The sequence below is a fragment of the Arsenicicoccus piscis genome (assembly GCF_022568835.1).
In the GTDB taxonomy this organism is placed as follows: domain Bacteria; phylum Actinomycetota; class Actinomycetes; order Actinomycetales; family Dermatophilaceae; genus Arsenicicoccus; species Arsenicicoccus piscis.
On the sequence record NZ_JAKZHV010000006.1, the window covers coordinates 22,986 to 45,837 of the forward strand.

Annotated in this window: 18 protein-coding genes, 2 tRNA genes and 1 pseudogene; 9 read left to right on the top strand and 12 right to left on the bottom strand. The window is 70.6% G+C overall.

From position 1 onward, the window contains the following. Positions 1-13: 13 nt before the first annotated feature. Genes MM440_RS11765 through MM440_RS11775 form a run of 3 tightly spaced genes read right to left on the bottom strand, consistent with a single transcriptional unit; the run spans position 14 to position 2,335 of the window. The gene (locus MM440_RS11765) at positions 14-1,150 is read right to left on the bottom strand and encodes a lactonase family protein (RefSeq protein WP_241444491.1); all 1,137 of its coding nucleotides are present in this window, start codon (positions 1,148-1,150) and stop codon (positions 14-16) included. 1 nt (position 1,151) lies between these two features. Beyond that, the gene (locus tag MM440_RS11770) at positions 1,152-1,967 is read right to left on the bottom strand and encodes an MFS transporter (RefSeq protein ID WP_241444492.1); all 816 of its coding nucleotides are present in this window, start codon (positions 1,965-1,967) and stop codon (positions 1,152-1,154) included. Between the two features lie 11 nt (positions 1,968-1,978). Continuing rightward, a complete protein-coding gene (locus tag MM440_RS11775; RefSeq protein ID WP_241444493.1) occupies positions 1,979-2,335 on the bottom strand; it encodes an MFS transporter in 357 nt (118 codons plus the stop codon). 194 nt (positions 2,336-2,529) lie between these two features. On the opposite strand from MM440_RS11775, the gene MM440_RS11780 reads away from it, so the two are divergent. The 5 genes from MM440_RS11780 (at position 2,530) to MM440_RS11800 (ending at position 7,366) form a co-directional block, all read left to right on the top strand. Next, entirely contained in the window at positions 2,530-3,201 is a 672-nt protein-coding gene (locus tag MM440_RS11780; RefSeq protein WP_241444495.1) for a GntR family transcriptional regulator, read from the top strand. A 142-nt stretch (positions 3,202-3,343) separates the two neighbouring features. Then, complete coding sequence (locus MM440_RS11785) at positions 3,344-4,600, top strand: deoxyguanosinetriphosphate triphosphohydrolase (RefSeq protein ID WP_338155650.1); 1,257 nt, start codon at positions 3,344-3,346, stop codon at positions 4,598-4,600. A gap of 46 nt (positions 4,601-4,646) precedes the next feature. After that, on the top strand, positions 4,647-6,608 hold the full coding sequence (gene dnaG / locus MM440_RS11790) for a DNA primase (protein ID WP_241444496.1): 1,962 nt from the start codon (positions 4,647-4,649) through the stop codon (positions 6,606-6,608). Continuing rightward, positions 6,608-7,195 carry a hypothetical protein gene (locus tag MM440_RS11795; protein WP_241444498.1) on the top strand — a complete coding sequence of 196 codons (588 nt, stop codon included), beginning with the start codon at positions 6,608-6,610 and terminating at the stop codon, positions 7,193-7,195. The genes dnaG and MM440_RS11795 overlap by 1 nt, the downstream gene beginning before the upstream one ends. Positions 7,196-7,293: 98 nt before the next feature. Beyond that, positions 7,294-7,366, top strand: a tRNA-Asn gene (locus MM440_RS11800). A 156-nt stretch (positions 7,367-7,522) separates the two neighbouring features. Here MM440_RS11800 and MM440_RS11805 read toward each other — a convergent pair. Then, positions 7,523-8,374 carry a transporter substrate-binding domain-containing protein gene (locus MM440_RS11805; protein ID WP_241444500.1) on the bottom strand — a complete coding sequence of 284 codons (852 nt, stop codon included), beginning with the start codon at positions 8,372-8,374 and terminating at the stop codon, positions 7,523-7,525. 156 nt (positions 8,375-8,530) lie between these two features. Beyond that, the gene (locus MM440_RS11810) at positions 8,531-8,878 is read right to left on the bottom strand and encodes a C40 family peptidase (protein WP_241444501.1); all 348 of its coding nucleotides are present in this window, start codon (positions 8,876-8,878) and stop codon (positions 8,531-8,533) included. A 1,064-nt stretch (positions 8,879-9,942) separates the two neighbouring features. On the opposite strand from MM440_RS11810, the gene MM440_RS17395 reads away from it, so the two are divergent. Further along, positions 9,943-11,679 (top strand): malectin domain-containing carbohydrate-binding protein, encoded by a 1,737-nt coding sequence (locus tag MM440_RS17395; RefSeq protein WP_241444502.1) that lies wholly within the window; start codon positions 9,943-9,945, stop codon positions 11,677-11,679. Between the two features lie 100 nt (positions 11,680-11,779). Here the strand turns inward: MM440_RS17395 and MM440_RS11820 are convergent, their stop codons facing one another. Then, complete coding sequence (locus tag MM440_RS11820) at positions 11,780-12,316, bottom strand: hypothetical protein (protein ID WP_241444503.1); 537 nt, start codon at positions 12,314-12,316, stop codon at positions 11,780-11,782. A 202-nt stretch (positions 12,317-12,518) separates the two neighbouring features. On the opposite strand from MM440_RS11820, the gene MM440_RS11825 reads away from it, so the two are divergent. Further along, a tRNA-Ile gene (locus MM440_RS11825) sits at positions 12,519-12,595 on the top strand. 234 nt (positions 12,596-12,829) lie between these two features. Continuing rightward, a complete protein-coding gene (locus MM440_RS11830; RefSeq protein ID WP_241444504.1) occupies positions 12,830-13,363 on the top strand; it encodes a DUF3145 domain-containing protein in 534 nt (177 codons plus the stop codon). 114 nt (positions 13,364-13,477) lie between these two features. Here the strand turns inward: MM440_RS11830 and MM440_RS11835 are convergent, their stop codons facing one another. The 5 genes and pseudogenes from MM440_RS11835 to MM440_RS11855 form a co-directional block, all read right to left on the bottom strand. Next, entirely contained in the window at positions 13,478-14,728 is a 1,251-nt protein-coding gene (locus tag MM440_RS11835; RefSeq protein ID WP_241444505.1) for a beta-ketoacyl-[acyl-carrier-protein] synthase family protein, read from the bottom strand. 138 nt (positions 14,729-14,866) lie between these two features. Beyond that, positions 14,867-15,115 carry an acyl carrier protein gene (locus MM440_RS11840; RefSeq protein ID WP_241444506.1) on the bottom strand — a complete coding sequence of 83 codons (249 nt, stop codon included), beginning with the start codon at positions 15,113-15,115 and terminating at the stop codon, positions 14,867-14,869. A 127-nt stretch (positions 15,116-15,242) separates the two neighbouring features. Beyond that, a pseudogene (locus tag MM440_RS11845) lies at positions 15,243-16,278 on the bottom strand (beta-ketoacyl-ACP synthase III). After that, on the bottom strand, positions 16,275-17,270 hold the full coding sequence (locus tag MM440_RS11850) for an ACP S-malonyltransferase (protein WP_241444507.1): 996 nt from the start codon (positions 17,268-17,270) through the stop codon (positions 16,275-16,277). Before MM440_RS11850 ends, MM440_RS11845 begins: the two are co-directional and overlap by 4 nt. 170 nt (positions 17,271-17,440) lie before the next feature. After that, the gene (locus tag MM440_RS11855; protein ID WP_241444508.1) at positions 17,441-18,664 is read right to left on the bottom strand and encodes a PucR family transcriptional regulator; all 1,224 of its coding nucleotides are present in this window, start codon (positions 18,662-18,664) and stop codon (positions 17,441-17,443) included. A gap of 128 nt (positions 18,665-18,792) precedes the next feature. Here MM440_RS11855 and MM440_RS11860 point away from each other — a divergent pair, with 128 nt between their 5' ends. After that, the gene (locus MM440_RS11860) at positions 18,793-19,968 is read left to right on the top strand and encodes a glycerophosphodiester phosphodiesterase (RefSeq protein WP_241444509.1); all 1,176 of its coding nucleotides are present in this window, start codon (positions 18,793-18,795) and stop codon (positions 19,966-19,968) included. 113 nt (positions 19,969-20,081) lie between these two features. Here MM440_RS11860 and aceE read toward each other — a convergent pair whose 3' ends face one another. After that, a complete protein-coding gene (gene aceE, locus MM440_RS11865) occupies positions 20,082-22,826 on the bottom strand; it encodes a pyruvate dehydrogenase (acetyl-transferring), homodimeric type (RefSeq protein WP_241444510.1) in 2,745 nt (914 codons plus the stop codon). Between the last annotated feature and the right edge of the window lie 26 nt (positions 22,827-22,852).

Consider the following 22,852-nt stretch of genomic DNA (forward strand, 5'->3'; position numbering starts at 1 on the left):
TGGTCAGGGGTGGTCAGGGGTGGTTCGGATCGCTTGCGGCGGGCTGTGGTGCGCCACGACCGGTGGTTGTCGGGTCGGTCGCGAAGACGAGACAGACCGGGGAACCGGTGGCTGCGACCTGGGTCGGCGTCGCGAAGGTTCCGGTGGCGGGGTCGGGGCGGAGTCGCGTGACCGTGTGAGTGCGCTCGTGCGTGACGTAGAGCGCGCCGTCGTGCCAGGCCATGAAGCGGGGTCGGATCCCACCGGTCCGGATCCATCCGCAAGGAGTGAGCGAACCGCCCGGTGCTACAGCGAACTCGGCGACGTAGTCCTCGCCGGGCCCTCCCGGCTCTCGGTCGCCGGCACCGGAGCGCAGGCTCACCAGCAGTCGTCGCCCGTCGGGAGAGAGCACCACCTCAGCGCCCCGGAAGTCGCGCACGTCATCCGGATCCAGCGCCGAGTGGACGGCCTGCAGGGTGAGCCGTCCAGCGGCTGCGACGGTGAAAACGCTGATCGTGCAGGCGAGCTCGTCGATGGTGTACGCCGCGGACCCATCGGCCGCCAGCGCAATGTGTCGCGGCCCGCTGCCGTCACGCAGCCGGACTCGGCCGAGCGTCGTCAGAGCCCCGGTGCGCACGTCCAGCCTCAGCGTGACGACGACGTCGAGCCCCTTGTCGGGCACCAGGAAGAGCTCGCTGTCGTGGTCTGCCGAGCCGGGAATCGGCACCACCTGATGTGGTCGTGGACCGGGTTGGTCGCTGCGGTGCGGGCCGGGGGTGCCGGTCAGCTCCACCCGGCCGGCGGGGGAGCCCAGCTCCCCGAAACTTGCCACCGGCAGAGCAACCACGCTGCCGGAGTGGTTGACGATGAGCAGCCACGAGCCGGAGCTGTCCAGCGCCAGGTGCACCGGATTGGTGCCTGTCGTGTCGACCTCCTGGACGGCGCGCAGCTGCCCGCTGGCGGCAAGGCTCAGTCGGGTCAGCCGGTGGTCGTCACCGTGAACGGCGTAGACCATGCCCGCGGCCCGTCCCTGCACAAGAAACGAGGGGTTATCGGCCGGCCACTGACACACCTGGCGCCAGTCTCCGTAGCTGGTCGAAAAGACAGTGATGCCAACACCTTTGGCCTGCCGCCTGGCAGTCGTGCGGGACCCGACGAGCGCGAACGGCATGTCAGTGCACCGGGTCACTGGTCGACTCGTCGGGCTCCCGCAGTCGGATGACGACCATCATGATCGTGGCCACGACGAGCAGGATGCCGAAGAAGATCAGGCCTGCGGTCTTGGAGCCCGTTCGGTCCACGATGATTCCTTGGGCGTACGGTCCGACGAAACCACCGAGGTTGCCGATCGAGTTGATGGCCGCGATGGCGGTCCCCGCCGTCGCCGTGGAGAGGAACAGGCTGGGGACGGCCCAGAAGGGCGACTTGAACGAGTAGAGGCCGGCCAGCGCGATGCTGATGGCGGCGATCGCCAGCACCGGGCTCTTCGTCATCGCGGCGGCGAACATCGCGACGGCAGACAGGGCCAGCGGCAGGTAGCTGTGCGCCTTGCGCTCCTGGAGACGATCCGAGCGGCGCGACCACACGATCATTGCGGCCGTTGCCACGACATAAGGGATCATGCCGATGAGCCCGACCTGGGTGTTGGTCAGCGACCGACCGAAGGACTTGATGATCTGGGGCAGCCAGTAGCCCGTGCCGAGGCTGCCCACCTGGTAGACGAAGTAGATCGCCCCGAGGTAGAGCACCTTGGGGTTGGCCAGCGTGGCGAGGATGGACAGGTGCTTGACCTGGCCGGACTTGGCCTCGTCCTGGCGGCGCAGCTCGTCGGTCAGCCAGTCCCGCTCGGCTGGCTCCAAGAACGTTGCCTGCGCGGGGGACTCGGTGAGTCGGAAGTAGCACAAGACGCCGAGGAAGACCGCGGGCAGGCCCTCGAGGATGAACATCCAGCGCCAGCCGGACCAGCCGAACCAGTGGATGTGGTCCATGATCAGCGTGCTCAGTGCACGGTGATGAGCTGGAAGTCGTTGTGCACGAAGCCCATTGCGGTCGCCAGGGCACCCCAGGTGAGCAGGATGCGGGCGATCCAGCGACGCGCCCCAAACTTGGCGAGGGCGATGTTGCTCGGCACCTCGAAGAGGAAGTAGCCGATGAAGAAGAGGCCGGCGGCGAGTCCGAAGGCCTGACTGGTCAGGCCGAGCTCCTTGTTCATCTGCAAGGACGCGTAGCCGATGTTGGCGCGGTCGATGTAGTTGACGATGTAGAGGACGAAGACGAAGGGGATGACGTTGCGGGTCACCTTGCGGACAACGGTCTGAGGGTCGATCTCGACCGTCGGTGTCGCAGTGCTGGACATCGCATGAATCCTTTTCCAGGGCCAGGTCGTCGGTGACGCTGGCGGGACGGGGCGGAGCGTGTCAAGGCTGGCCAGCCGTAGGACCATGGTGACGGTTATAACCTATAACCGTCAAGGGGCAGCGCGAAACTCCCTTGCGAGAGGGTGGTGGCCCAGGCTCGGAGTCGGCTATAACCTGACCCGCAGGAGGTGCCATGGAGACTGGTGTCGAGTTCAAGACCAAGAGCGACTTCGCCTATCGCGTCGTGCGGGACCGGATCGTCTCCGGGGACCTGGCGCCGGGTGCGGCCATCCAGCAACGGGACCTGGCCGCAGAACTCGGCATCAGCACCACCCCGTTGCGCGAGGCCATGCGGCGGCTGCATGCCGACGGCCTGGTCGAGCTGGACTCGCACAAGGACGCGCGGGTATCGGCGCTGCGCGCCCAGGAGGCGCAGGACTTGCTGGAGCTGCGCCTCGCCCTGGACCCGCTCGCAGCCTCGCTCGCGGCGCAGCGGCGCACCGAGGCGGACCTCACGGCGTTGCAGTCGGCGTTGGCCGCTCTGCGCCCACTGCCGAGTCCGCCCAGCCTGGACGACCTGGTCCGGCACCGTCAGTTTCATCAGGCCGTCTACCGGGCCGCCCACAACGTCCTGCTCGAGGGCGTGCTGGACACCTTGTGGGACAAAGCGGATCGCTATCGGCTGCACGGCCTGCGGTCCGACCCCGGGCAGCGGCACCGCGATGCCAAGTCCGGCGATCACCGGCGGATCGTCAATGCCATCGTCAAGGGTGATGCTGCCGCCGCAGAAGAGGTCATGCGCGCACACATCGACTCCAGCCATGGTGCGCACGCTCTCGTCGAGCTGGGGGAGGCAGGCGCCTGACCGCAGGGTGATCGGATCCACTTGGCCGATCGCGCAGACGTGGGTGACGTTCCGGCTCCGCAAGCGGCTCGGGACCTCGGGCGAGCCGATGACACCAACGCCCGAGGGGGGTGTGTCGGTGCCCTGGTCTACTGTCGGGCGCGTGGACCAGTGGACAGCAGCCTCGCGCTACGACGCGACCGACCGGGAGCGAGCGGTCATGGAGGACACGCGGCACAAGCACTCCGACCGTGACGAGTTCGCCCGCGACCGCGGCCGGGTGGTCCACAGCGCTGCGCTGCGTCGGCTGTCCGCCAAGACCCAGGTGGAGCAGCCCGGGTCGAGCGACTTCGTCCGCACCCGGCTCACCCACTCCCTCGAGGTGGCGCAGATCGGCCGCGAGCTCGGCGCCGCGCTCGGCTGCAGCGCCGACGTCGTCGACACGGCCTGCCTCGCCCACGACCTCGGCCACCCGCCGTTCGGGCACAACGGGGAGGTGGCACTCGCTGCCGCGGCCGCCGACATCGGGGGGTTCGAGGGCAACGCCCAGACGTTGCGCCTGCTCGTGCGTCTCGAGGCCAAGAGGTTCACCCCGAGCGGTCGGTCGGTGGGCCTCAACCTCACCCGCGCCAGCCTCGACGCCTCCAGCAAGTACCCGTGGGCGCGTGGCGAAGGGCCCGCTGGGACAGCCAAGTTCGGGGTCTACGCGGATGACCTCGAGGCCTTTGAGTGGGTGCGGCTCGGTGCCGTGCCGGGGCACACCTGCCTCGAGGCGCAGGTGATGGACTGGTCCGACGACGTCGCCTACTCCGTGCACGACGTCGAGGACGCGGTCGCGAGCGGGCGGCTCGACCTACGCTGGTTGTCCTCGCAGACCGAGATGGCGGCCGTGCTGGACGTCGCGCACGCCACGTACGCGCCGGACAGCACGATCGACACGCTGGCCGCGGCCCACGACCGGCTGCTCGCCTCCGGTGCCGTGCCGAGCACCTTCGACGGCTCGCGGCGTGCGCTCGCCGCGCTGAAGGACATGACAAGCCGGCTGGTCGGGCGGTTCGTCGCGGCGAGCGAGGCGGCGACCCGGGCGCGCTACGGCCCCGGCCCGCTCACCCGCTACGACGCCGACCTCGTCGTCCCCGAGGAGGTCCGGGCCGAGTGCGCCGTGCTCAAGGGCATCGCCGCGCACTTCGTGATGTCCACCGACGAGCGACGCGACCTGCAGGTGCACGAGCGGTCCATCGTCGCCGACCTGCTGGCGGCCTACGCGGTAGACCCCGAGGGCCGCCTCGACGCGGACCTGCGGGCCGACTTCGTCGAGGCCGCCGACGACGCGGCGCGCCGCCGGGTGCTCGTCGACCAGGTGGCCTCGCTGACCGACGCCCGCGCCATCCACACCCACGCACGGTGGTGCGCGGCCTGAGCGACGCAGCCGCATAGACTCGATCGGCAGAGGACAAGGAGGGCACGTGGCGGGGCGGATCAAGGCCGAGGACGTCGCGCTCGTCAAGGAGCGTGCCTCCATCGAGGACGTCGTGCGTCAGCACGTCACGCTGCGCAACGCCGGGCCGGGATCGCTCAAGGGGTTGTGCCCTTTCCACGACGAGAAGACCCCGTCGTTCACCGTGCGGCCGGCCGTCGGCTCCTACCACTGCTTCGGCTGCGGCGAGGGCGGCGACGTCATCGACTTCGTCCGCAAGGTCGACCACCTCGACTTCACCGAGGCCGTCGAGCGGCTCGCCGTGAGCAGCGGTGTCGAGCTGCACTACGAGGAGGGTGGCGGCCCGCGTCAGGGCGAGGCGCCCGGCCGACGGGCCCGGCTCGTCGAGGCGCACCGCGCCGCTGCCGAGTTCTACGGCGATGCGCTGATCACCCTGGGTGAGGCGCGCCAGGGCCGAGACTTCTTGCGCGGCAAGGGTTTTGATGGTGCCGCGGCCAAGCGGTTCGGGGTCGGCTACGCCCCCCGTGGGGGAGAGGACCTGACTCGTCACCTGCGTGGCAAGGGCTTCTCCGACGACGAGCTGGTCCTGGGAGGCCTCTCCGCACGGGGCCGCCGAGGGCTCTACGACCGGTTCCGGGGGCGGGTCGTGTGGCCGATCCGCGACGTCACCGGCGACACCGTCGGCTTCGGTGCGCGCCGCATCTTCCCCGACGACCGCATCGAGGCGAAGTACCTCAACACCTCGGAGACCCCGATCTACAAGAAGACCACCGTGCTCTACGGGCTCGACCTGGCCAAGAAGGCCATGGCGCGCGACCGCCAGGCGGTGATCGTCGAGGGCTACACCGACGTGATGGCCTGCCACCTGGCCGGCATCGAGCATGCCGTGGCGACCTGCGGCACGTCGTTCGGGCTCGACCACATCAAGGTGCTGCGCCGGATCCTGCGCGACGAGGCGGACCAGGCGCCGGCCAAGGTGATCTTCACCTTCGACGGCGACGCGGCCGGGCAGAAGGCTGCCATGCGCGCGTTCGCCGAGGACCAGCGCTGGGCCTCCCAGTCGTTCGTGGCGGTCGCGGATGCGGGGCAGGACCCCAACGAGCTGCGCCAGTCCGGTGGAGACGAGGCCGTGCAGCACCTCGTCGCCGACGCGGTCCCGATGTTCGAGTTCGCGGTCCGCACCACGATGGGTCGGTTCGACCTCGCGACCGCCGAGGGTCGGGTGGGCGCCATCCGGGCCGTCGCCCCGATCATCGCGGGCATCCGCGACCAGGGCCTGCGCCCTGAGTACTCCCGCACCGTGGCCGGGTGGCTCGGCGTCGGCGTGGAGCAGGTGACGGCCGAGGTGGCGCGGGCCGGGCGGGCCGGCCGCGATCAGCGCGAGCACGTCCTTGCGCACCGACCCGAGGCCGACGACCGAGACCGGGGAGTCGACGGGGGAGTCGACGCGGGAGCGGCCGGTGGCGTCGACGCAGCCTCGGCGTTCACGCTCGCGCAGCCCGACCTGCGGCACCCCGCGATCCGGCGCGAGCGCCAGCTGCTCGTCAGCCTGCTGCAGTACCCCGGCTCGCACGACCCCGAGCTGGTCGCTGAGCTCGATGCCGAGATGTTCAGCCCGGGTGCCCACCGGCACGTCTTCGAGGCGATGCTGGCCGCCGGGGGCTGGGAGGCCGCGCGTGCCCAGTCGGCGAAGGCCTGGGTCGCCGCCGTGGCCGAGCAGGCGGGCGAGGTCGCGCAGGGCCTGGTGGCCGAGCTGTCCGTCGCGGAGCTGCCCGAGCGGCCCGACCCGATGACGGGCCAGCCGACGCGCCGCTACCTGGACTCGCTGGATCTCGGGGTGCACGAGGCCGCGCTGCAGCGCCGCATCGACGACGCGATCAGCGCGCTGCAGCGCAGCGACGGCTCCGACCCCGAGGCGGCGCGACAGATCGCCGTGCGCCTGACCGAGCTCCAACGCCGACTGAGTGCCCTGAAGACGAGGATGGCCTGATGCCCCTGTTCCGCCGCAGCTCCGACCGGCGCCGCAGCTCTCACCAGCCCGGTGCGCCCAAGCCCGACCGCCTGCCCCGCCTGACCAAGGCGCAGCGACTGCTGCTGTGCCTGCGCGACGGCGACCGGGTGCTGGGCCACGACGTTGCCAAGGACGGCGCCGTGCTCGTCGCCGGCCTGCACACCGTCTCGCTGCTCGCGCCCACCGTGCTCGGCGAGCCCGCCGACCACCTCGTCGACCAGGCGCCCTGGCATGTCGTCGAGCGTGGCTCGTGGTCGGCCTCGCTCGGTCGCCTGGTCATCACCTTCGTCGACGGGCGGCCGGACCTATCGGTCGAGCTCCAGCCGACCTCGCCCGTGCTCGCCACGGTGCGCGAGCGGGTGCAGGCGAGCGTGATCATGCACCAGGACGTCAAGGTGCGCGGTGGCACCGCACGCGTCGTGCTGCGCCAGGACCTGGCGCGGTCCGCGCCGTTCGTCCAGACGGTCTACGGGCAGGGCGTGGAGGCGCAGGACCCGGCCGTCGCAGGTTCCGTCGAGGCGGCCGCTGCCGAGCTGCGCGAGTCGATCGGTCTCGCGCGCGCCTGAGGCGATCTGCGCAGGCCCCGGTAGCGCCCGCGGCGACCCCCGCCGGTTTCCGTTTGCGGGCGCGCCTTTGCTACAGTTGCGTCCGCGCTGAGACGCATTCCCCTGTAGCTCAATTGGCAGAGCAGCCGGCTGTTAACCGGCAGGTTATTGGTTCGAGTCCAATCGGGGGAGCAGATCGAGCCCCGTCCGAGTCTCTCGGGCGGGGCTTCGTGCTGTCCCGGCGGTGTTTCGTGCTGTCCTGGCCGACCCGGTCGACGCTGAGCTGGTGTGCCGCAGCGCAGTCGGTGGGTGCGTGCGCGCCGGGCCGTCTGGCGCTGGACGCCAGGCCTAGGAGCAGCCGGTGACCTTGGGTGCTGCTGGGACCTTGTCGACGAGGCCGGGGTAGACGAACGCGCGGCGATACGCGTCGGCCCACTCGCCGTCGGCGACGAAGCCCTGCAGGGCTCGGGTCAACCGGCGACAGAGGTCGGGTTGGTCCTTGGGCAGCGCCAGGCCGTAGTCGAGGGTCGTGAACGTCGGCTCCAGCACCCGCAGCTTGCCGGCGTAGGGCGCTACCGTGCCGTAGCCCTCGAGCACGAGCCGCTCGTCGGTCACGGCGTCCACGGTGCCCTCGAGCAGCATGGTCAGGCACGTGGAGACGGTGCTGCGCACGACGATCCGGGAGGACGGCAGGTGGGTCGCGGCGCCTTCCTGCATGGTCGACGCGCCACCGGCGACGCAGACGGGTCGGCCGGCGAGGCTCTGCGGGCCGGTGATGGCGCGTGATCTCGGGTCGTCGGCGCGGACGGCGAGGGTCTGCCCACCGCTCAGGTAGGGCCCGATCAGCTGCGAGACCTTGGCGTTGGCGGGAGTCATCGGGGTAAGCGCCACGGCGAAGTCGAGCCGGTTGCTCCGCCAGCTCGCGCCGAGGTCCGCCTCGCTGACGTAGAGCACACCGAGCGAGCGTCCCTGCCCGTAGCCCAGCCGATCGGCCAGGGCGAGCGCGACATCGGCGTCGAAGCCGACCGTGACGTTCGTGCGCCGGACCGCGAGACCCGGGTGGTCGGAGTCCAGGCCGACGGAGAGCGGGTCCAGCGCCTTCGAGCACCCGGCGAGCACCGCCACCGCGACCGTGGCCGACGCCAGGACCTTCACCGCCGACCGTGCCGAGCGCACGAGGCGGGTGGTGGGACGGGGCATGGCGGGCGAGGTCCTTGTGGGTGCGGGGTTGCGGGGGCCGTGTGGGTGTGGTGCGACGGGGGAGGGCAGCTGCTGGCCTCACCGTAGCGCGGACCCGGCAACGACGAAGACCTGGCACCCCGAGGGGCCCAGGTATTCGTCAGTGTGCGTGGAGCGTCAGCGCTTGGTGCCGAACGACACGTTGCTGCTCCAGATGCGCTGGTGGCGGATGCCGCGGCGCGGGTTGCCGGCGTCGACCATCATCGAACCGCCGGCGTAGATGCCCACGTGGTAGGTGCTGCGGCCACGGTGGAAGAAGATCAGGTCGCCGGGACGAGCCGCGCCGCGGGAGATGCGGCGGGTCGCGGCGCGCTGGGCGGCAGCGGTGCGCGGCAGCCGGATGCCCTGACGAGCGTAGACGTACTGGGTCATACCCGAGCAGTCGAAGCCCGTGCGGGGGCTGGTGCCACCCCAGCGGTAGCGAACGCGCCCGGCAAAGCTCTTGGCCATGCCCAGGATCGCCATGCCCTGAGCGAGGGAGGCGGCCGAGGGGGCAGCGACGGGAGCGGCGGAGGCAGAGGCAGCGGTGGCGATCGGCGCGGCGACGAGGGCGGCGCCGACAAATCCCACCGAGCGCGGAGCGGCGCGACAGCAGAGTCGAGCCAGGCTTCGCAGAGTCGTACATGAGTGTTCCTTTCACGTGCGGCCGAGGGCGCCGCCGGTTGATTGGCCATTTCTCAGGTAAGGACTGGTGCCCTGATGGCAGGGCATGAGAAACAGTCGCCCGGGTGGGCTGGATTTGGTTGTGCGCGCCCCGACGCGCTGCGGACCACGGCCTGCTGGGGGTGCAGGCGGTCCAGACCGGGCAGCCGTTGTCCATGGCTGGGCGCACATGGCTACTCGGTGTGACAGGGACTCGCGCATCGCCCCTGTCTTTGCGAAGACATTCACAAGCGTGGTCCTCCGCGGGCTGCTCAACCAGTATTACCGATTCGTGACCTGGGAGGGAAGATCCGTGAACGTTCAACCGCCCTATTCGGGCCGATTCGGACGTCCGCATCTGCCCTGGCGTGTGGACAGCGGACTCATAGACTCAGCGTTTTCGCAGGTACAGACGCCGCGTCAGGGGAGGTTCCGGCCGCGGTCCGGGTTACGTGTGACCTTCGTCACAACGTAACCGTTCTGTGTCATGACCGCAGGAATCGAGCGCCCGTCGAGGCGCGGCTGTGACGTGGCTGAGATGTTCGCGTGTCCCCGCCTCACGGCCCGACGAGGGTCGGTTCTACCGCTCCTCAGGAGGGGCTGCGACAGGGCCGATCGTGGCCTAGTCGCTACGGAGAGTGAACATATGCCCTCGGACCGACTCCCAGGAGCTCGCGGAGTCTGATCGATCAACCGTGATCTGTGTCACACCCGGCATCGCTCGGCAGGGTGGTTCGGGAGGTTTCGTCCGGGGGTGGGTGGCCAGCGCGGCAGCGGTCTCATTCGCTGCGAAAAGTGCATGCTAGTCACACTCTGTAGTCACTGGTTACAGTCAGTGATACGTGGGGGACGCCCATCCACATATCTCACTCCTCAAGGAGCAACCAGTGTCCCAGCGACGCTTGCGCTTGTGCGCCACCGGTGTGGTCGCCACGAGCATCGCCGTCTTCGGCACCGCCATCGGCACCACGACCTCCTCGGCCGCCGATCACGTCAGCACGCCAGCCTCCCGGACGGTGGCCAAGGCCACTGCCAAGGTCGCGACCAGGACGACCAGCAAGGTCGCCGCGGCACGCACCCAGGCGTTCCCGTCGCGCATCTTCGCTGCGTCGAGCCCGTTCTACCAACGCCTCCCGGACCGGACGCCCACGGACAACCAGTCCACGGCGATGGCGCGCAATCTCTACGACCAGGGAGTCAACTACTACGGCGACAAGGCCGGGCGCCGCCCCGCCATCGCGCTCAACACCTCGAGCTACACGCCTCCTATGTACGTCGCCACCAACAGCGACCCGCTCGTCACCTTCTCGTGGGAGAACTGCCAAGGAAAGACCTACGGCGACTTCGGCCTGATCGCCAAGCACCTCACCGGGATTCGCATCCCGGCGAACGCGCTGCCCGCAGAGGGCACCGACGCCGAGATGACGATCTACAACCAGGACACGGACGAGTACACCGACACGTGGGTCACTCGCAAGCAGAACGGCCGCTGGAGCGCCTGCTGGGCCGGCACGATCCGCAACGCGAGCAAGAACGACGGTGTCTTCGAGTCGCCGTTCGGGGCAAGTGCGAGCGGAATCGCCTTGGCTGCCGGGGTGATTCGGGCGGACGAGCTCAAGGCGGGTCGCATCGACCACGTCGTCGGGCTGGCCATGCCGGCGTACAAGGGCTGGCCGTCGGTGTCCTGGCCGGCGAACCGGACCGACGGCTCCGAGCCAGTCAACGGTCGACCGGCGCCCTCCGCCGGCCAGCTGCTGCGCCTGCCCGCAGACCTGAACATCGACGCCATGAAGCTGTCGCCGGTGGCCCGCACCATCGCCAAGGCCGCGCAGGAGTACGGCCTCATCATCTGGGACACGGCCGGTGCGATCTCGTTCCGCCTCGAGAACCCTGTCTCCATGGGGTCGGACCCCTACCCCTCGATCATGCGGGGCCGGGCGGGTTGGGACGAGATGTGGGGTGACCCGAGCCGAGGCGAGCAGATGTTCCCGCTCGACAAGCTCGAGGTGCTGCCGATGAACTACCGTGCGCCGCAGACGAACTGGGTGGGTGGCCAGCCCGGCCAGAGCACCGCGCCGTCGGTCCCGTCGACGCCTGCACCGTCTCCCGCGCCGAGCACGCCGACGCCGCCCCCGGCAGGGGTCGGCGGGTCCGACGCCGGGTCGGGCAACCAGGGCCGGGTCATCGTCCGGCAGGCCGCCTCGTGGTCGGACGTCAAGGACTCGGCCGGCAACACGTGGACGCGGCGCGGTGACTTCGACTCGTTGATGACGAGCACCGAGCTGGCGAGGACCGGCGTGACCGGGACGGCCGACCAGGCGCTCTACGCCCAGCAGGTGTTCGGGCTCCGGTCCTACACCAAGGCGGTGCCGAACGGCCGCTACCGGGTGACGGTGCTCATGGCGGAGGACTGGTTCACCAAGCCCGGCGAGCGCGTCTTCGACATCACCGCGGAGGGCTCGACCGTGAGCGCAGGGGTAGACCTCGTGGCCCGGACCGGCGGCAAGGGTCGCGCCACGAGCGTGTCGGCGGACGTGGACGTGCGCGACGGCCGGCTGGACCTCGGCTTCGTGCCGATCAAGGACCGCGCGATCGTCGCCGGCGTGCAGATCGCCGCTCTGTAAGCCGATCAGGCTCGGACGGCGGTTGCGGACGCAGCCGCCGTCACCGGACACAGCTCGCCCACCGACCCCGCAGGGAGGGGCCGGTGGGCGAGAGTCTTGCTCAGGCTGAGGCGCTGGGGGCGCTGGGGGCGCCGGCGCCGCCGCTCGGGGCCTCGCCGCCGCCCGTGCTGCTGCCGCCGGACCCGGCCCGACCACCCGGGCCGCCTGAGCCACCCGGACCGCCCTGGCCCATGACCTGGACGTTGGTGACGGTGAAGTCGGCGTTGACCTGGACGATGATGTGGGTGCCGTCGGAGCGCGTCATGTGCGCCTCGTAGACCCCCTCGGAGTCCGTCTCGACCCGGTCCACGGTCGCGGTCGGCTCCTTGGCCTTCGCGGCAGCCGTCACCTTGGTGGCGGTGGTGCCAGTCAGCGCGGTCTCACCGGCGTGACCACCCCCGCCCCGCTTGCCGCCCTGGCCGCTCTGACCGCCCTCGCCGCCGCGCTGGCCACCCTCGCCGAGCTGCTGACCGTAGTAGCCGGTCGAGCGCACCAAGTTGTTGGCGTCGGCGTTGGCGAGCGAGGCTCCCGTGATGGTGATCCCAGCGGCCGCCGCAGCGACCGCGGCACCGATGGCGATGCCCTTGTTCCTGTTCACAGTGTCTCCTTCTGCTCGGAGCAGGCGGATGGTCCGCCCGATCTGATCCTGCGAGCCTCGCCAACCACGCTGCGCGGGCCCGATGGTGAGGCTGTGGCGGGGCTGAGCATCGTGGAGGATCCACACAGGTTCGGCCGGCGCCGCGGAAGGCGCGCGTCGACTGGCCGCGGGCGGCGGGGCCCGACTAGCCTGCGATGGCCCCGGGACAGTAGCTCAGTCGGTCAGAGCAGCGGACTCATAATCCGTCGGTCGTCGGTTCAAGCCCGACCTGTCCCACCACAGATCCTCGCCGAGGGCCGCGGCAGCGCCTGGTTCCTCCTGTATCTCACGACGTCACCCGTTCGGTGGGCCCGTAGAGGTGTCACAGGTGGGGTTGATGGGGCATGATGGACACAGCGTGACGCCTGAGGCGACACGCCAGACCAGCACAACATCCATGGTTCGCGGCAGCAGACCGGCCATCCTCGTCGAGGTCGTTGGGGAAGACGTCCCTCGTACGCCCAGGAGGTCCGGATGTCCACCGCAGAGAACCTGCACCGGAGTGCCACCACTCCGACGACGCGCGGAGTCGTCTTCATCCACTCCGCGTCCACTGCTCTGTGCCCGCACGTCGCGTGGGCGCTCGAGGGTGTGCTCGGCACGACCGTCACCTTGGACTGGGAGCCCCAGCCGCTCGGTGACCGGGCTCAGCGCACCGAGATCAACTGGGTCGGCCCGCAGGGGACCGGCGCGGCGATCGCGTCGGCGCTGCGCGGGTGGGACTCGCTGCGCTACGAGATCACCGAGGAGCCGAGCGCCGGTGCCGACGGGTCGCGCTGGTCGTTCACCCCGAGCCTGGGCCTCCACCACACCTGGGTGGGCGCGAGCGGGGACAGCGTCGTCAACGAGGACCGGATCCGGCACGCGGTGGCGCAGGCGCAGGGCGACCCGCTGGTCTTCGCGGACCTGATGGACGGCCTGCTCGGCACTCGCTGGGACGAGGAGCTGGAGGGCTTCCGGCACGCCGGCGAGGACGCTCCCGTGCGGTGGCTCTACAAGGTCGGCTGACCGAGCCCGGACCAGACACGACGTCGCCCCCGCAGAGCCAGGCTCTGCGGGGGCGAACAGCTGTGGCCCTGCGCGGGCGCGGGTCGACCGCTGCAGCGTGACGCCGCTACGGCGCTACGGCGTCGTGAAGACCAGCGCCACGTTGTGCCCGCCGAAGCCGAACGAGTTGTTCAGCGCGGCCAGGTCGCCGTCGGGCAGGCTGCGGTTCTCGCCGCGCACGACGTCGAGGTCGATGGCCGGGTCGAAGTCCTCGATGTTGATCGTGGCCGGGGCGACCCGGTCCCGGAGCGAGAGCATCGTGAGGACGGCCTCGAGGGCGCCGGCGGCGCCGAGCAGGTGCCCGGTCATCGACTTGGTGCCGGAGACGACCATGTGGTCGGCCTCGTCGCCGAACGCGCGCCGGATGGCGTTGGCCTCGGCCACGTCACCGACCGGCGTGGAGGTGGCGTGGGCGTTGATGTGCACGACGTCCTTGGCGCTCAGACCGGCCTTGTCGACGGCCTCGACCATCGCGCGGGAGGCGCCGGCGCCCTCGGGCTCCGGTGCGGCGATGTGGTGGGCGTCCGAGGACAGGCCGTAGCCGGACAGGACGGCGATCGGCGTGGCGCCGCGCGCCTTGGCGTGCTCCTCGGACTCCACGACGATGACCGCGGCACCCTCACCGAGGACGAAGCCGTCACGACCGGTGTCGTAGGGCCGCGAGGCGGTCTCGGGGGAGTCGTTGCGGGTCGAGAGCGCCTGCATGGCCGCGAACCCGGCGATGGGCAGCGCGTGCACGGCCGCCTCGGCGCCACCGCAGACGACGACATCGGCCTTGCCGGAGCGGATGATCTCGATCGCCATTCCCATCGCCTCCGCGCCCGAGCTGCAGGCGCTGACCGGGGTCTGCGCGCCGGCGCGGGCGCCGAGCTCGAGCGAGACGGTCGCGGTGGGGGAGTTGGCCATGAGCATGGGCACCGAGAGGGGGTAGACCCGCCGGGGGCCCTTCTCCTTGAGGTTGTCCCACTGCGCGAGCAGGGTCTGCACGCCACCGATGCCGGTGCCGATGACCACGGCGAGCCGCTCGGGGTCGACCTCGGGCTTGCCGGCGTCCTCCCAGGCCTCGCGGGCCGCGACGAGCGCCGCCTGGGCGGACGGGTCGAGCCGCTTCTGCTCAGGCTTGCTCAGCACCTCGGAGGTGGGCACGGCCAGGGTCGCCGCGAAGGTCACGGGCAGGGCGTACTTCTCGACCCAGTCGTAGTCCATGGTGCGGGCGCCAGGACGACCGGCCAGGATCGCCTCCCAGGTCTGGGGGACGGTGCCCCCGAGTGGCGTGGTCGCGCCGATCCCGGTCACGACGACGCGCGCGGGGCTCGATGGGGTCATCTCGCTGCTCCTCGTTCACTTGCTCGATTGGTCGACTGCTCGACTGCATCAGGTAGATCATGGCGGACCGGCCGGGCCTGCGCTCGCCCGAACCGTGCGGGACGGGCGGCGCAGGCCATCGGTCGGCGAGGCGGTCGGTCAGCTCTGCGCGCCGGCGATGTAGGAGACAGCGTCCTTGACGGTCTTGAGGTTCTTGACCTCCTCGTCGGGGATGCGGACCCCGAACTTCTCCTCGGCGTTGACGACGATGGTCATCATCGACAGCGAGTCGATGTCGAGGTCGTCGGTGAAGGACTTGTCGGGCTGCACGTCGGCAGCGTCCAGGCCGGTCTCCTCGTTGATGATCTCGGCCAGGCCGTCGAGGATCTCGTTCTCGCTGAGTGCCATGTGGTGCTCCTTTGGTTCGTGGACCGAGGTCCGGGGTGTTGCCGCTGATGGTCGACCCGAATAACCCGTCGGGCCGCGGGAACTCGTGATCCCGGTCTGCTGCCCAGGGGCAGGAAGGGTCTGAGGGTCAGGGGAGGACGATGACCTGCGCGCCGTAGACCAGACCGGCGCCGAAGCCGATCTGCAGCGCCAGCCCGCCGCTGCTGACCTCCCCCTCGTCGAGCATCCGCCGCGTGGCGAGCGGGATCGAGGCGGCGGAGGTGTTGCCCTGGTGGCGGATGTCGTCGGCGACCGGCACGTGCGAGGGCAGCTTCAGCTGCTTGACCAGCGCGTCGACGATGCGGATGTTGGCCTGGTGCGCCGATGAACGCGTCGAGCTGGTCGGCGGTGATGCCAGCCGCGTCGAGCGCCTGCTGCGCGATCGGTGCCATCGAGTAGACCGCCCAGCGGAACACGCTCTGGCCCTGCATCGTGAGGTAGGACCAGGGCATCTCCTCGGTCGGCGCCGCGCCACCCTTCGCACCGTCCCGCAGGTCGATCCAGCTCTCGCGGTTGCGGATGACGTCCCAGTCCTCGCCCTTGGACCCCCACACGGTCGGGCCGATGCCGGGGAAGTCCGAGGGGCCGACCACGGCAGCGCCGGCGCCGTCGCCGAAGATGAAGGCGGTGCCGCGGTCGGTGCGGTCGGTGAAGTCCGAGAGCTTCTCGACGCCGATGACCAGCACGTAGTCGGACGTGCCCGCGCGCACCATCGCGTCGGCCAGGCCGATGCCGTAGCAGTACCCGGCGCAGGCGGCCGAGATGTCCATGGCAGCAGCGGCGCCCGCACCGAGCGCGTGGGTGACGGCGGCGGCCGCGGACGGCGTCTGGAAGGGGTGCGTCACGGTTGCGACGATGACCGAGCCGAGCTGGTCGGCGCTGATGCCGGCGTGCTCGAGGGCGTCGCGCCCGGCCGACACCGCCATGTCGATCACGGTCTCGTCGTCCGCGGCGAAGCGGCGCTCCTCGATGCCCGAACGGCTGCGGATCCACTCGTCCGAGGAGTCGATCCAGGTGCAGACCTCCTCGTTGGTCACCACGCGCTCGGGGCGGTAGCCGCCGACCCCGTGGATGCGCGAGTGGCGCGCGCCCTCATGCTGCGCGAGACGGGGACGGTCGCTCATCTGCTCTCCTCGGTGCTGGCGGTGCCGGACGTGCCGGCGGTGCTGGTCGTGCTGCTCGGGTCGGCCGCGCCGCCGTGCTCGGCGATGAGCGCGCGAGCCTGGTCGATGTCGTCGGGGGTCTTGACCGCGACGGCCGCCACGCCCTTCATGGCGCGCTTGGCGAGTCCGACCAGGGTGCCCGCCGGCGCGAGCTCGATCAGCCCGGTCACGCCGAGGTCGAGCATGGTCTGCTGGCACAGGTCCCAGCGGACCGGGTTGCTGACCTGGGACACGAGCCGCTGGAGCACCTCGTCACCGTTGTCGACGACCTGGCCGTCCTTGTTGGACAGCAGCCGGACGCGGGGTGCGGCCGGGGTCAGCGTGTTGGCGAGCGCGGCGAGCTCCTCGACGGCGGGGGCCATGTGCTCGGTGTGGAAGGCGCCGGCGACCTGCAGCGGGATGACCTTGGCCTTGGCGGGCGGGTCCTCGCGGAGCGCGGCGAGCTGCTCCATGGTGCCGGCGGCGACGATCTGGCCACCACCGTTGACGTTGGCGGGGGTGAGACTGTGCCGCTCGATCACGGCCAGCACCTCGTCCGGGTCGCCGCCGAGCACGGCAGCCATGCCGGTCGGGGTCACGGCGGCGGCCTGGGCCATCGCACGACCGCGGGTGCCGACGAAGCGCATCGCGTCGTCGTCGCCGAGGACGCCGGTGAACGCGGCGGCGGTGATCTCGCCGACCGAGTGCCCCCCGCCGACGCCGACGGCGTCAGCGGGGTGGTCGGCGTCGAACAGCGCCGAGAAGGCCAGCAGGCCCGCACCGACGATGAGCGGCTGCGCGACCGCGGTGTCCTTGATGGTGTCCGCGTCGGAGGTCGTGCCGTGGGTCACGAGGTCGACCTCGGCGGCGTCGGACAGGGCCTGGGCGCGGTCGCGTAGACCGGGCAGCTCGAGCCAGGGCGAGAGGAAGCCGGGGGTCTGCGCCCCCTGGCCGGGCGCAACAATGGCAAGCACCCCTCCACTGTCGCGTCACCAGACCCCGCCGATGGGCACCACAGCGGACGAAGATGACCGGAGATCCTTGGAGGTTTCCTACAAAAAGCCGGAGTCGGCTCTGCTTGACGTTGCGTCAATCCCGGATCGGCCTGGGGTGAGCGTGACGACAGCGTGGTGTCACGGTGACGTCAGCGCGGCGAGCGCCAGGACGCGGCCTGGGGGACGGCCAGCCGGCCGAGGGCGAGCGCGACCTGCGCGGTGTAGGCGGCGCGGGGGTCGGTGAGGTCCAGACCGCAGACCTGGGCGATGCGGGTCAGCCGGTAGCGCACGGTGTTGGGGTGCACGAACAGCACGCGGGCGGTGTGCTCCAGCGTCGCCTCGGCGAGGTAGGTCTCGGCCGTGAGCAGCAGTGCACCGCCGGCCTCGGCGAGCGGCCGGTGCACCCGGTCCACCAGCGCCCGCCTGGCGTGGTCGTCGCCGGCGAGCACCCGCTCGGGCAGCAGCGCGGCGGCGCTCACCACCCGCGGCGCCTGCGGCCAGGCGCGCGCCGCGCCGAGCCCGGACAGCGCCGCCCGCGCCGACCGGCCGGCCGCGAACAGGTGGGGCACGGTCGGGCCGAGGACGATCGGGCCGTCGCCGAAGTGCGCGGCGAGCAGGTCGGCCACCTGTGCGGGTTGCGAGGTGTCACCGAGGATCAGGACCAGGCGGCGACCCTGGACTCCGGCCAGGAGCTCTACGGAGTGCTGGTCCGCGGCCTTGCGCAAGGTATCGATCGTGCTGGTGGAGTCACCGCGGGGGCCGCCGGCCACCCGAGGGTTCGCGCCCGCGACGACCGTGACGTGGTGCACGGCGTCCCAGCCGAGGGCCGCGGCCCGCGAGCGCAGCGAGTCGTCGGCCTCGCCACGCAGCACGGCGTCCACCACGAGGGCCTCGAGCCGCGCGTCCCAGGCACCTCGGGTCTCGGCGGCCTGCGCGTAGACCTGGGCGGCGGCAAAGGCGATCTCGCGCGAGTAGCGCAGGACGGCCTCCCGCAACGCCTGCTCGTCACCGGGGGCGGCCAGCGCGCCGGCGTCCTCCTCGACGACGTCGACGACCGACCGCACCAGGTCCAGCGTGCGGGACAGGCTGATCGAGCGGGTCAGCTCGCGGGGCGCGGTGCCGAAGACGTCGGCCTGCACGACCTTGGTCGGCGACGGGTCGCGCAGCCAGGCGATGAAGCTGCCGATGCCGGCCTGCGCGACCAGCCCCACCCAGGAGCGGTCCTCGGGCGCGAGCTCGCGGAACCAGGCATGGCTGGCCTCGATCAGGCCGATGGCCGTCGTGGACAGCGTGCCCGCGTCGGACACCAGCCGGCGCAGCGTCTCGTCCGAGACGCTCGCGGCTGTGGTCTGGACGCGCTGGCTGCCGGTCATGGTCGAAGCGTAGTTGTCCAGCCGCCACAACCGCTGAGCCGTCCGGGTGAGAGCCTTCGGCCGGACGTCGACGAGTGTTCACGTCCTGGCCGCCGCAGGGACCCACTCGGCGCCCTAGGTTCGGCCCCATGAAGCGACTCCCCACCGCCACTGCCGTCGCGACGCTCGCCGCGGTCGCCGTCTCCCTCACGTCCGCCGTGCCCGCGGGCGCCTCCGCCGGACCAGGGTCGGACGACGTCAAGCGTCCCGACCCGCACTCCCGCGCGAAGGCCACCAAGATGCCCAACCCCCTCGTCGTCGCGCACCGCGGCGCCTCCGGCTACCGCCCCGAGCACACCGTCGGGGCCTACGAGCTGGCCGTCCAGATGGGCGCCGACTACATCGAGCCGGACCTGGTGATGACCAAGGACGGTGTGCTGGTCGACCGGCACGAGCCGGAGATCTCCGGCACCACCGACGTGGCGGCCCACCCCGAGTTCGCGGCGCGCAAGACCACCAAGGTGCTCGACGGCACGCCCACCACCGGGTGGTTCACCGAGGATTTCACCCTCGCCGAGCTGCGCACCCTGCGTGCCAAGGAGCGGCTGCCCCAGGTGCGCCAGCGCAACACGATCTACGACGGTCGCTGGCAGGTGCCCACCTTCGAGGAGGTTCTCCAGCTGCGCGAGAAGCTGTCCAAGCAGACCGGTCGCACGATCGGGATCATCCCCGAGATCAAGCACTCGACCTACTTCCACGCGGCCGGGTTGGACCCCGAGAAGGCCTTCGTGCAGCAGGTCACCGCGCACGGCCTGAACAAGCGGAACGCGCCGCTGTGGCTGCAGTCGTTCGAGATCACCAACCTCAAGACCGTGCGCAAGCTGGGCTACAAGGCGAGCTCGACGTTCCTGTCGTGGACCGGCAACGGACCGCTCGACGGCCCCTACGACCTGATCTCTCGGGGCGACACGCGCAAGTACTCCTACTGGAACACGCCCGAGGGGCTGCGCCAGATCGCCCGGTTCGCCGACGGCATCGGCCCGGAGAAGTTCTTCGTCATCCCGAAGAACGCGGACGGCACCCTCGGCAAGCCGACCAGCCTGGTCGGCGACGCCCACCGGCTCGGGCTGAAGGTCATCCCGTGGACGTTCCGCAACGAGAACCAGTTCATGGCCAAGGACTTCTGGAACGGCACCAACCCCAGCGACTACGGCAAGGCCGTCGAGGAGCAGGTGACCTACCTCAAGACCGGGCTGGACGGGCTGTTCACCGACAACCCCGACACCGGTGTCATCGCGCGTGAGGACCTCTGGGCCGGCCGGTGAGCCGGACGCGCTGAGGCCTGCGCCGCCACACTCACCTACCGAAGCAGCGATCCGCGGGTCCGAGTCGGACCCGCGGATCGCTGCTATGTGGCTACCCGGTGCTCAGTCGATGCTCAGGACTCGCCGCCCGCGTTGCCGGACGCGCCTGCGGTGACGTCGTGCAGCTTGTACCTGTCGATCGCCTGCTGCAGCACCGACTGGTCGAGCTTGCCCTGCCGGACCAGGCCCTGCAGGGTGCGCACGACCATCGACGGTCCGTCGATGTGGAAGTAGCGACGGGCCGCGGCGCGGGTGTCGGAGAAGCCGAACCCGTCGGCGCCGAGGGTGAGGTAGTCGCCGGGCACCCACTCGCGGATCTGGTCCATCACCGCGTGCATGTAGTCGGCCGTGGCGACGACCGGGCCGGGTCGGTCCGTCAGCGCCTTGGTGACGTAGGGGACCGGGGCCTCCTGCTCGGGGTGCAGGAACGCGGCCTCGTTGGCGGCCAGCCCGTCGCGGCGCAGCTCGCCCCACGAGGTGACGCTCCAGACGTCGGCCTGCACTCCCCAGTCCTTGGCCAGCAGCTCCTGGGCCTCCAGGGCCCACGGCACACCGACGCCGGAGGCCAGCAGCTGGGCGCGCAGCTCGCCGTCGCCCTCCGCGGGCTTGAGCAGGTACATGCCCTTGAGCAGCCCCTCGACATCGAGGTTCTCGGGCTCGGCCGGCATCACGATCGGCTCGTTGTAGACCGTGAGGTAGTAGATGATGTTCTCGGCGTTCTCGCCGTACATCCGACGCAGGCCGTCCTGCATGATGTGCGCGATCTCGTAGGCGTACGCGGGGTCGTAGTGCACGATCGCGGTGTTGGTCGACGCGAGCAGCGGGCTCTGGCCGTCCATGTGCTGCGTACCCTCGCCGGTGAGCGTCGTCTTGCCGGCCGTGGCGCCGATGAGGAAGCCGCGGGTCAGCTGGTCGGCCGCCGCCCAGATGGAGTCACCCGTGCGCTGGAAGCCGAACATCGAGTAGAAGACGTACATCGGGATCATCGGCTCGCCGTGCGTCGCGTACGACGTGCCGGCGGCGGTGAACGCGGCCACGGACCCGGCCTCGTTGATGCCGGTGTGCAGGATGTGGCCGTCCTTGGCCTCGCGGTAGGCGAGCATCAGCTCGTGGTCGACCGGGGTGTAGTTCTGCCCGTGCGGGTTGTAGATCTTGATCGACGGGAAGAACGCGTCCATGCCGAAGGTGCGGGCCTCGTCCGGGATGATCGGCACCACGCGGGCGCCGAACTCCTTGTCGCGCATGAGGTCCTTGAGCAGCCGCACCCACGCCATGGTCGTGGCGATCTGCTGCTTGCCCGAGCCCTTCTTGACCGTGGCGTAGGCCTTGTCGTCGGGCAGCTTGATGGCCTTCTTGGGGTCACGCCGCTCGGGCAGCCCGCCTCCGAGCTCGCGGCGCCGCTCGAGCATGTACTTGATCCGCTCGTCCTCGGGGCCGGGGTTGAAGTACGGCGGCTGGTAGGGGTCGTCCTCGAGCACGGCGTCGGTGATCGGCAGGTCGAGCCGGTCGCGGAACGCCTTGAGGTCGTCGAGCGCGAGCTTCTTCATCTGGTGCGTCGCGTTGCGGCCGGCGAAGTGCTGACCGAGGAAGTAGCCCTTGATGGTCTGGGCCAGGATGACCGTCGGCGCGCCGGTGGTCTTGGTGGCCGCGTCGTAGGCCGCGTAGACCTTGTGGTAGTCGTGGCCACCACGGGACAGGCCCCAGATCTGGTCGTCCGACCAGTCCTCGACGAGCTTGGCGGTGCGCGGGTCACGGCCGAAGAAGTGCTCGCGCACGTAGGCACCGTCGTTGGCCTTGAAGGTCTGGTAGTCGCCGTCGGTGACGGAGTTCATCAGGTTGACGAGCGCACCGTCGGTGTCCGCCGCGAGCAACGGGTCCCAGCCGGAGCCCCAGACGACCTTGATGACGTTCCAGCCGGCGCCGCGGAAGAACGCCTCGAGCTCCTGGACGATCTTGCCGTTGCCCCGGACCGGGCCGTCGAGCCGCTGCAGGTTGCAGTTGACGACGAACGTCAGGTTGTCGAGCTCGTCGTTGGCCGCGAGCTGGAGCAGGCCGCGCGACTCGGGCTCGTCCATCTCGCCGTCGCCGAGGAAGGCCCACACGTGCTGGTCGCTCGTGTCCTTGATGCCGCGGTTGTGCAGGTAGCGGTTGAACTGCGCCTGGTAGATCGCGTTCATCGGGCCGATGCCCATGGAGACCGTCGGGAACTCCCAGAAGGTCGGCATCTGGCGCGGGTGCGGGTAGGAGGGCAGGGCCTGGACCGTGCCGTCGACGACGTGGCTGTGCTCCTGGCGGAACCCGTCGAGCTGGGTCTCGGAGAGCCGGCCCTCGAGGAACGCGCGGGCGTACATGCCGGGGGAGGCGTGCCCCTGGAAGAAGATCTGGTCGCCACCGCCCGGGTGGTCCTTGCCGCGGAAGAAGTGGTTGAAGCCGACTTCGTAGAGCGTGGCGGAGGAGGCGTAGGACGAGATGTGGCCGCCGACGCCGATGCCGGGCCGCTGGGCGCGGTGCACCATGACGGCGGCGTTCCAGCGCAGCAGCCGGCGGTAGCCGCGCTCGATGGAGACGTCACCGGGGTAGTCCGGCTCGCGCTGCGGGGGAATCGTGTTGATGTAGTCCGTCGCGGTCAGCGACGGCACTCCCACCTGGCGCTCGCGCGAACGCTCGAGGAGCTTGAGCATGACGTAGCGAGCGCGCTGACGACCCTGCGCGTCGACCAGCGCATCCAGGGAGTCGACCCACTCCTGGGTCTCCTCGGGATCGATGTCGGGGCGTTGGCTCGGAAGCCCGTTGATGATCGGGCCTGCGGCGTCGGACACGCTGCGTCCTTCCTCTTCGGTGATGG

Excerpts from the sequence above, each read along its gene's own strand:
- MM440_RS11765 (WP_241444491.1), bottom strand. The coding sequence starts at position 1,150 with ATGCCGTTCGCGCTCGTCGGGTCCCGCACGACTGCCAGGCGGCAGGCC.
- MM440_RS11770 (WP_241444492.1), bottom strand. The coding sequence starts at position 1,967 with ATGGACCACATCCACTGGTTCGGCTGGTCCGGCTGGCGCTGGATGTTC.
- MM440_RS11775 (WP_241444493.1), bottom strand. The coding sequence starts at position 2,335 with ATGTCCAGCACTGCGACACCGACGGTCGAGATCGACCCTCAGACCGTT.
- MM440_RS11780 (WP_241444495.1), top strand. The coding sequence starts at position 2,530 with ATGGAGACTGGTGTCGAGTTCAAGACCAAGAGCGACTTCGCCTATCGC.
- MM440_RS11795 (WP_241444498.1), top strand. The coding sequence starts at position 6,608 with ATGCCCCTGTTCCGCCGCAGCTCCGACCGGCGCCGCAGCTCTCACCAG.
- MM440_RS11805 (WP_241444500.1), bottom strand. The coding sequence starts at position 8,374 with ATGCCCCGTCCCACCACCCGCCTCGTGCGCTCGGCACGGTCGGCGGTG.
- MM440_RS11810 (WP_241444501.1), bottom strand. The coding sequence starts at position 8,878 with ATGGCGATCCTGGGCATGGCCAAGAGCTTTGCCGGGCGCGTTCGCTAC.
- MM440_RS11830 (WP_241444504.1), top strand. The coding sequence starts at position 12,830 with ATGTCCACCGCAGAGAACCTGCACCGGAGTGCCACCACTCCGACGACG.
- MM440_RS11835 (WP_241444505.1), bottom strand. The coding sequence starts at position 14,728 with ATGACCCCATCGAGCCCCGCGCGCGTCGTCGTGACCGGGATCGGCGCG.
- MM440_RS11840 (WP_241444506.1), bottom strand. The coding sequence starts at position 15,115 with ATGGCACTCAGCGAGAACGAGATCCTCGACGGCCTGGCCGAGATCATC.
- MM440_RS11855 (WP_241444508.1), bottom strand. The coding sequence starts at position 18,664 with ATGACCGGCAGCCAGCGCGTCCAGACCACAGCCGCGAGCGTCTCGGAC.
- MM440_RS11860 (WP_241444509.1), top strand. The coding sequence starts at position 18,793 with ATGAAGCGACTCCCCACCGCCACTGCCGTCGCGACGCTCGCCGCGGTC.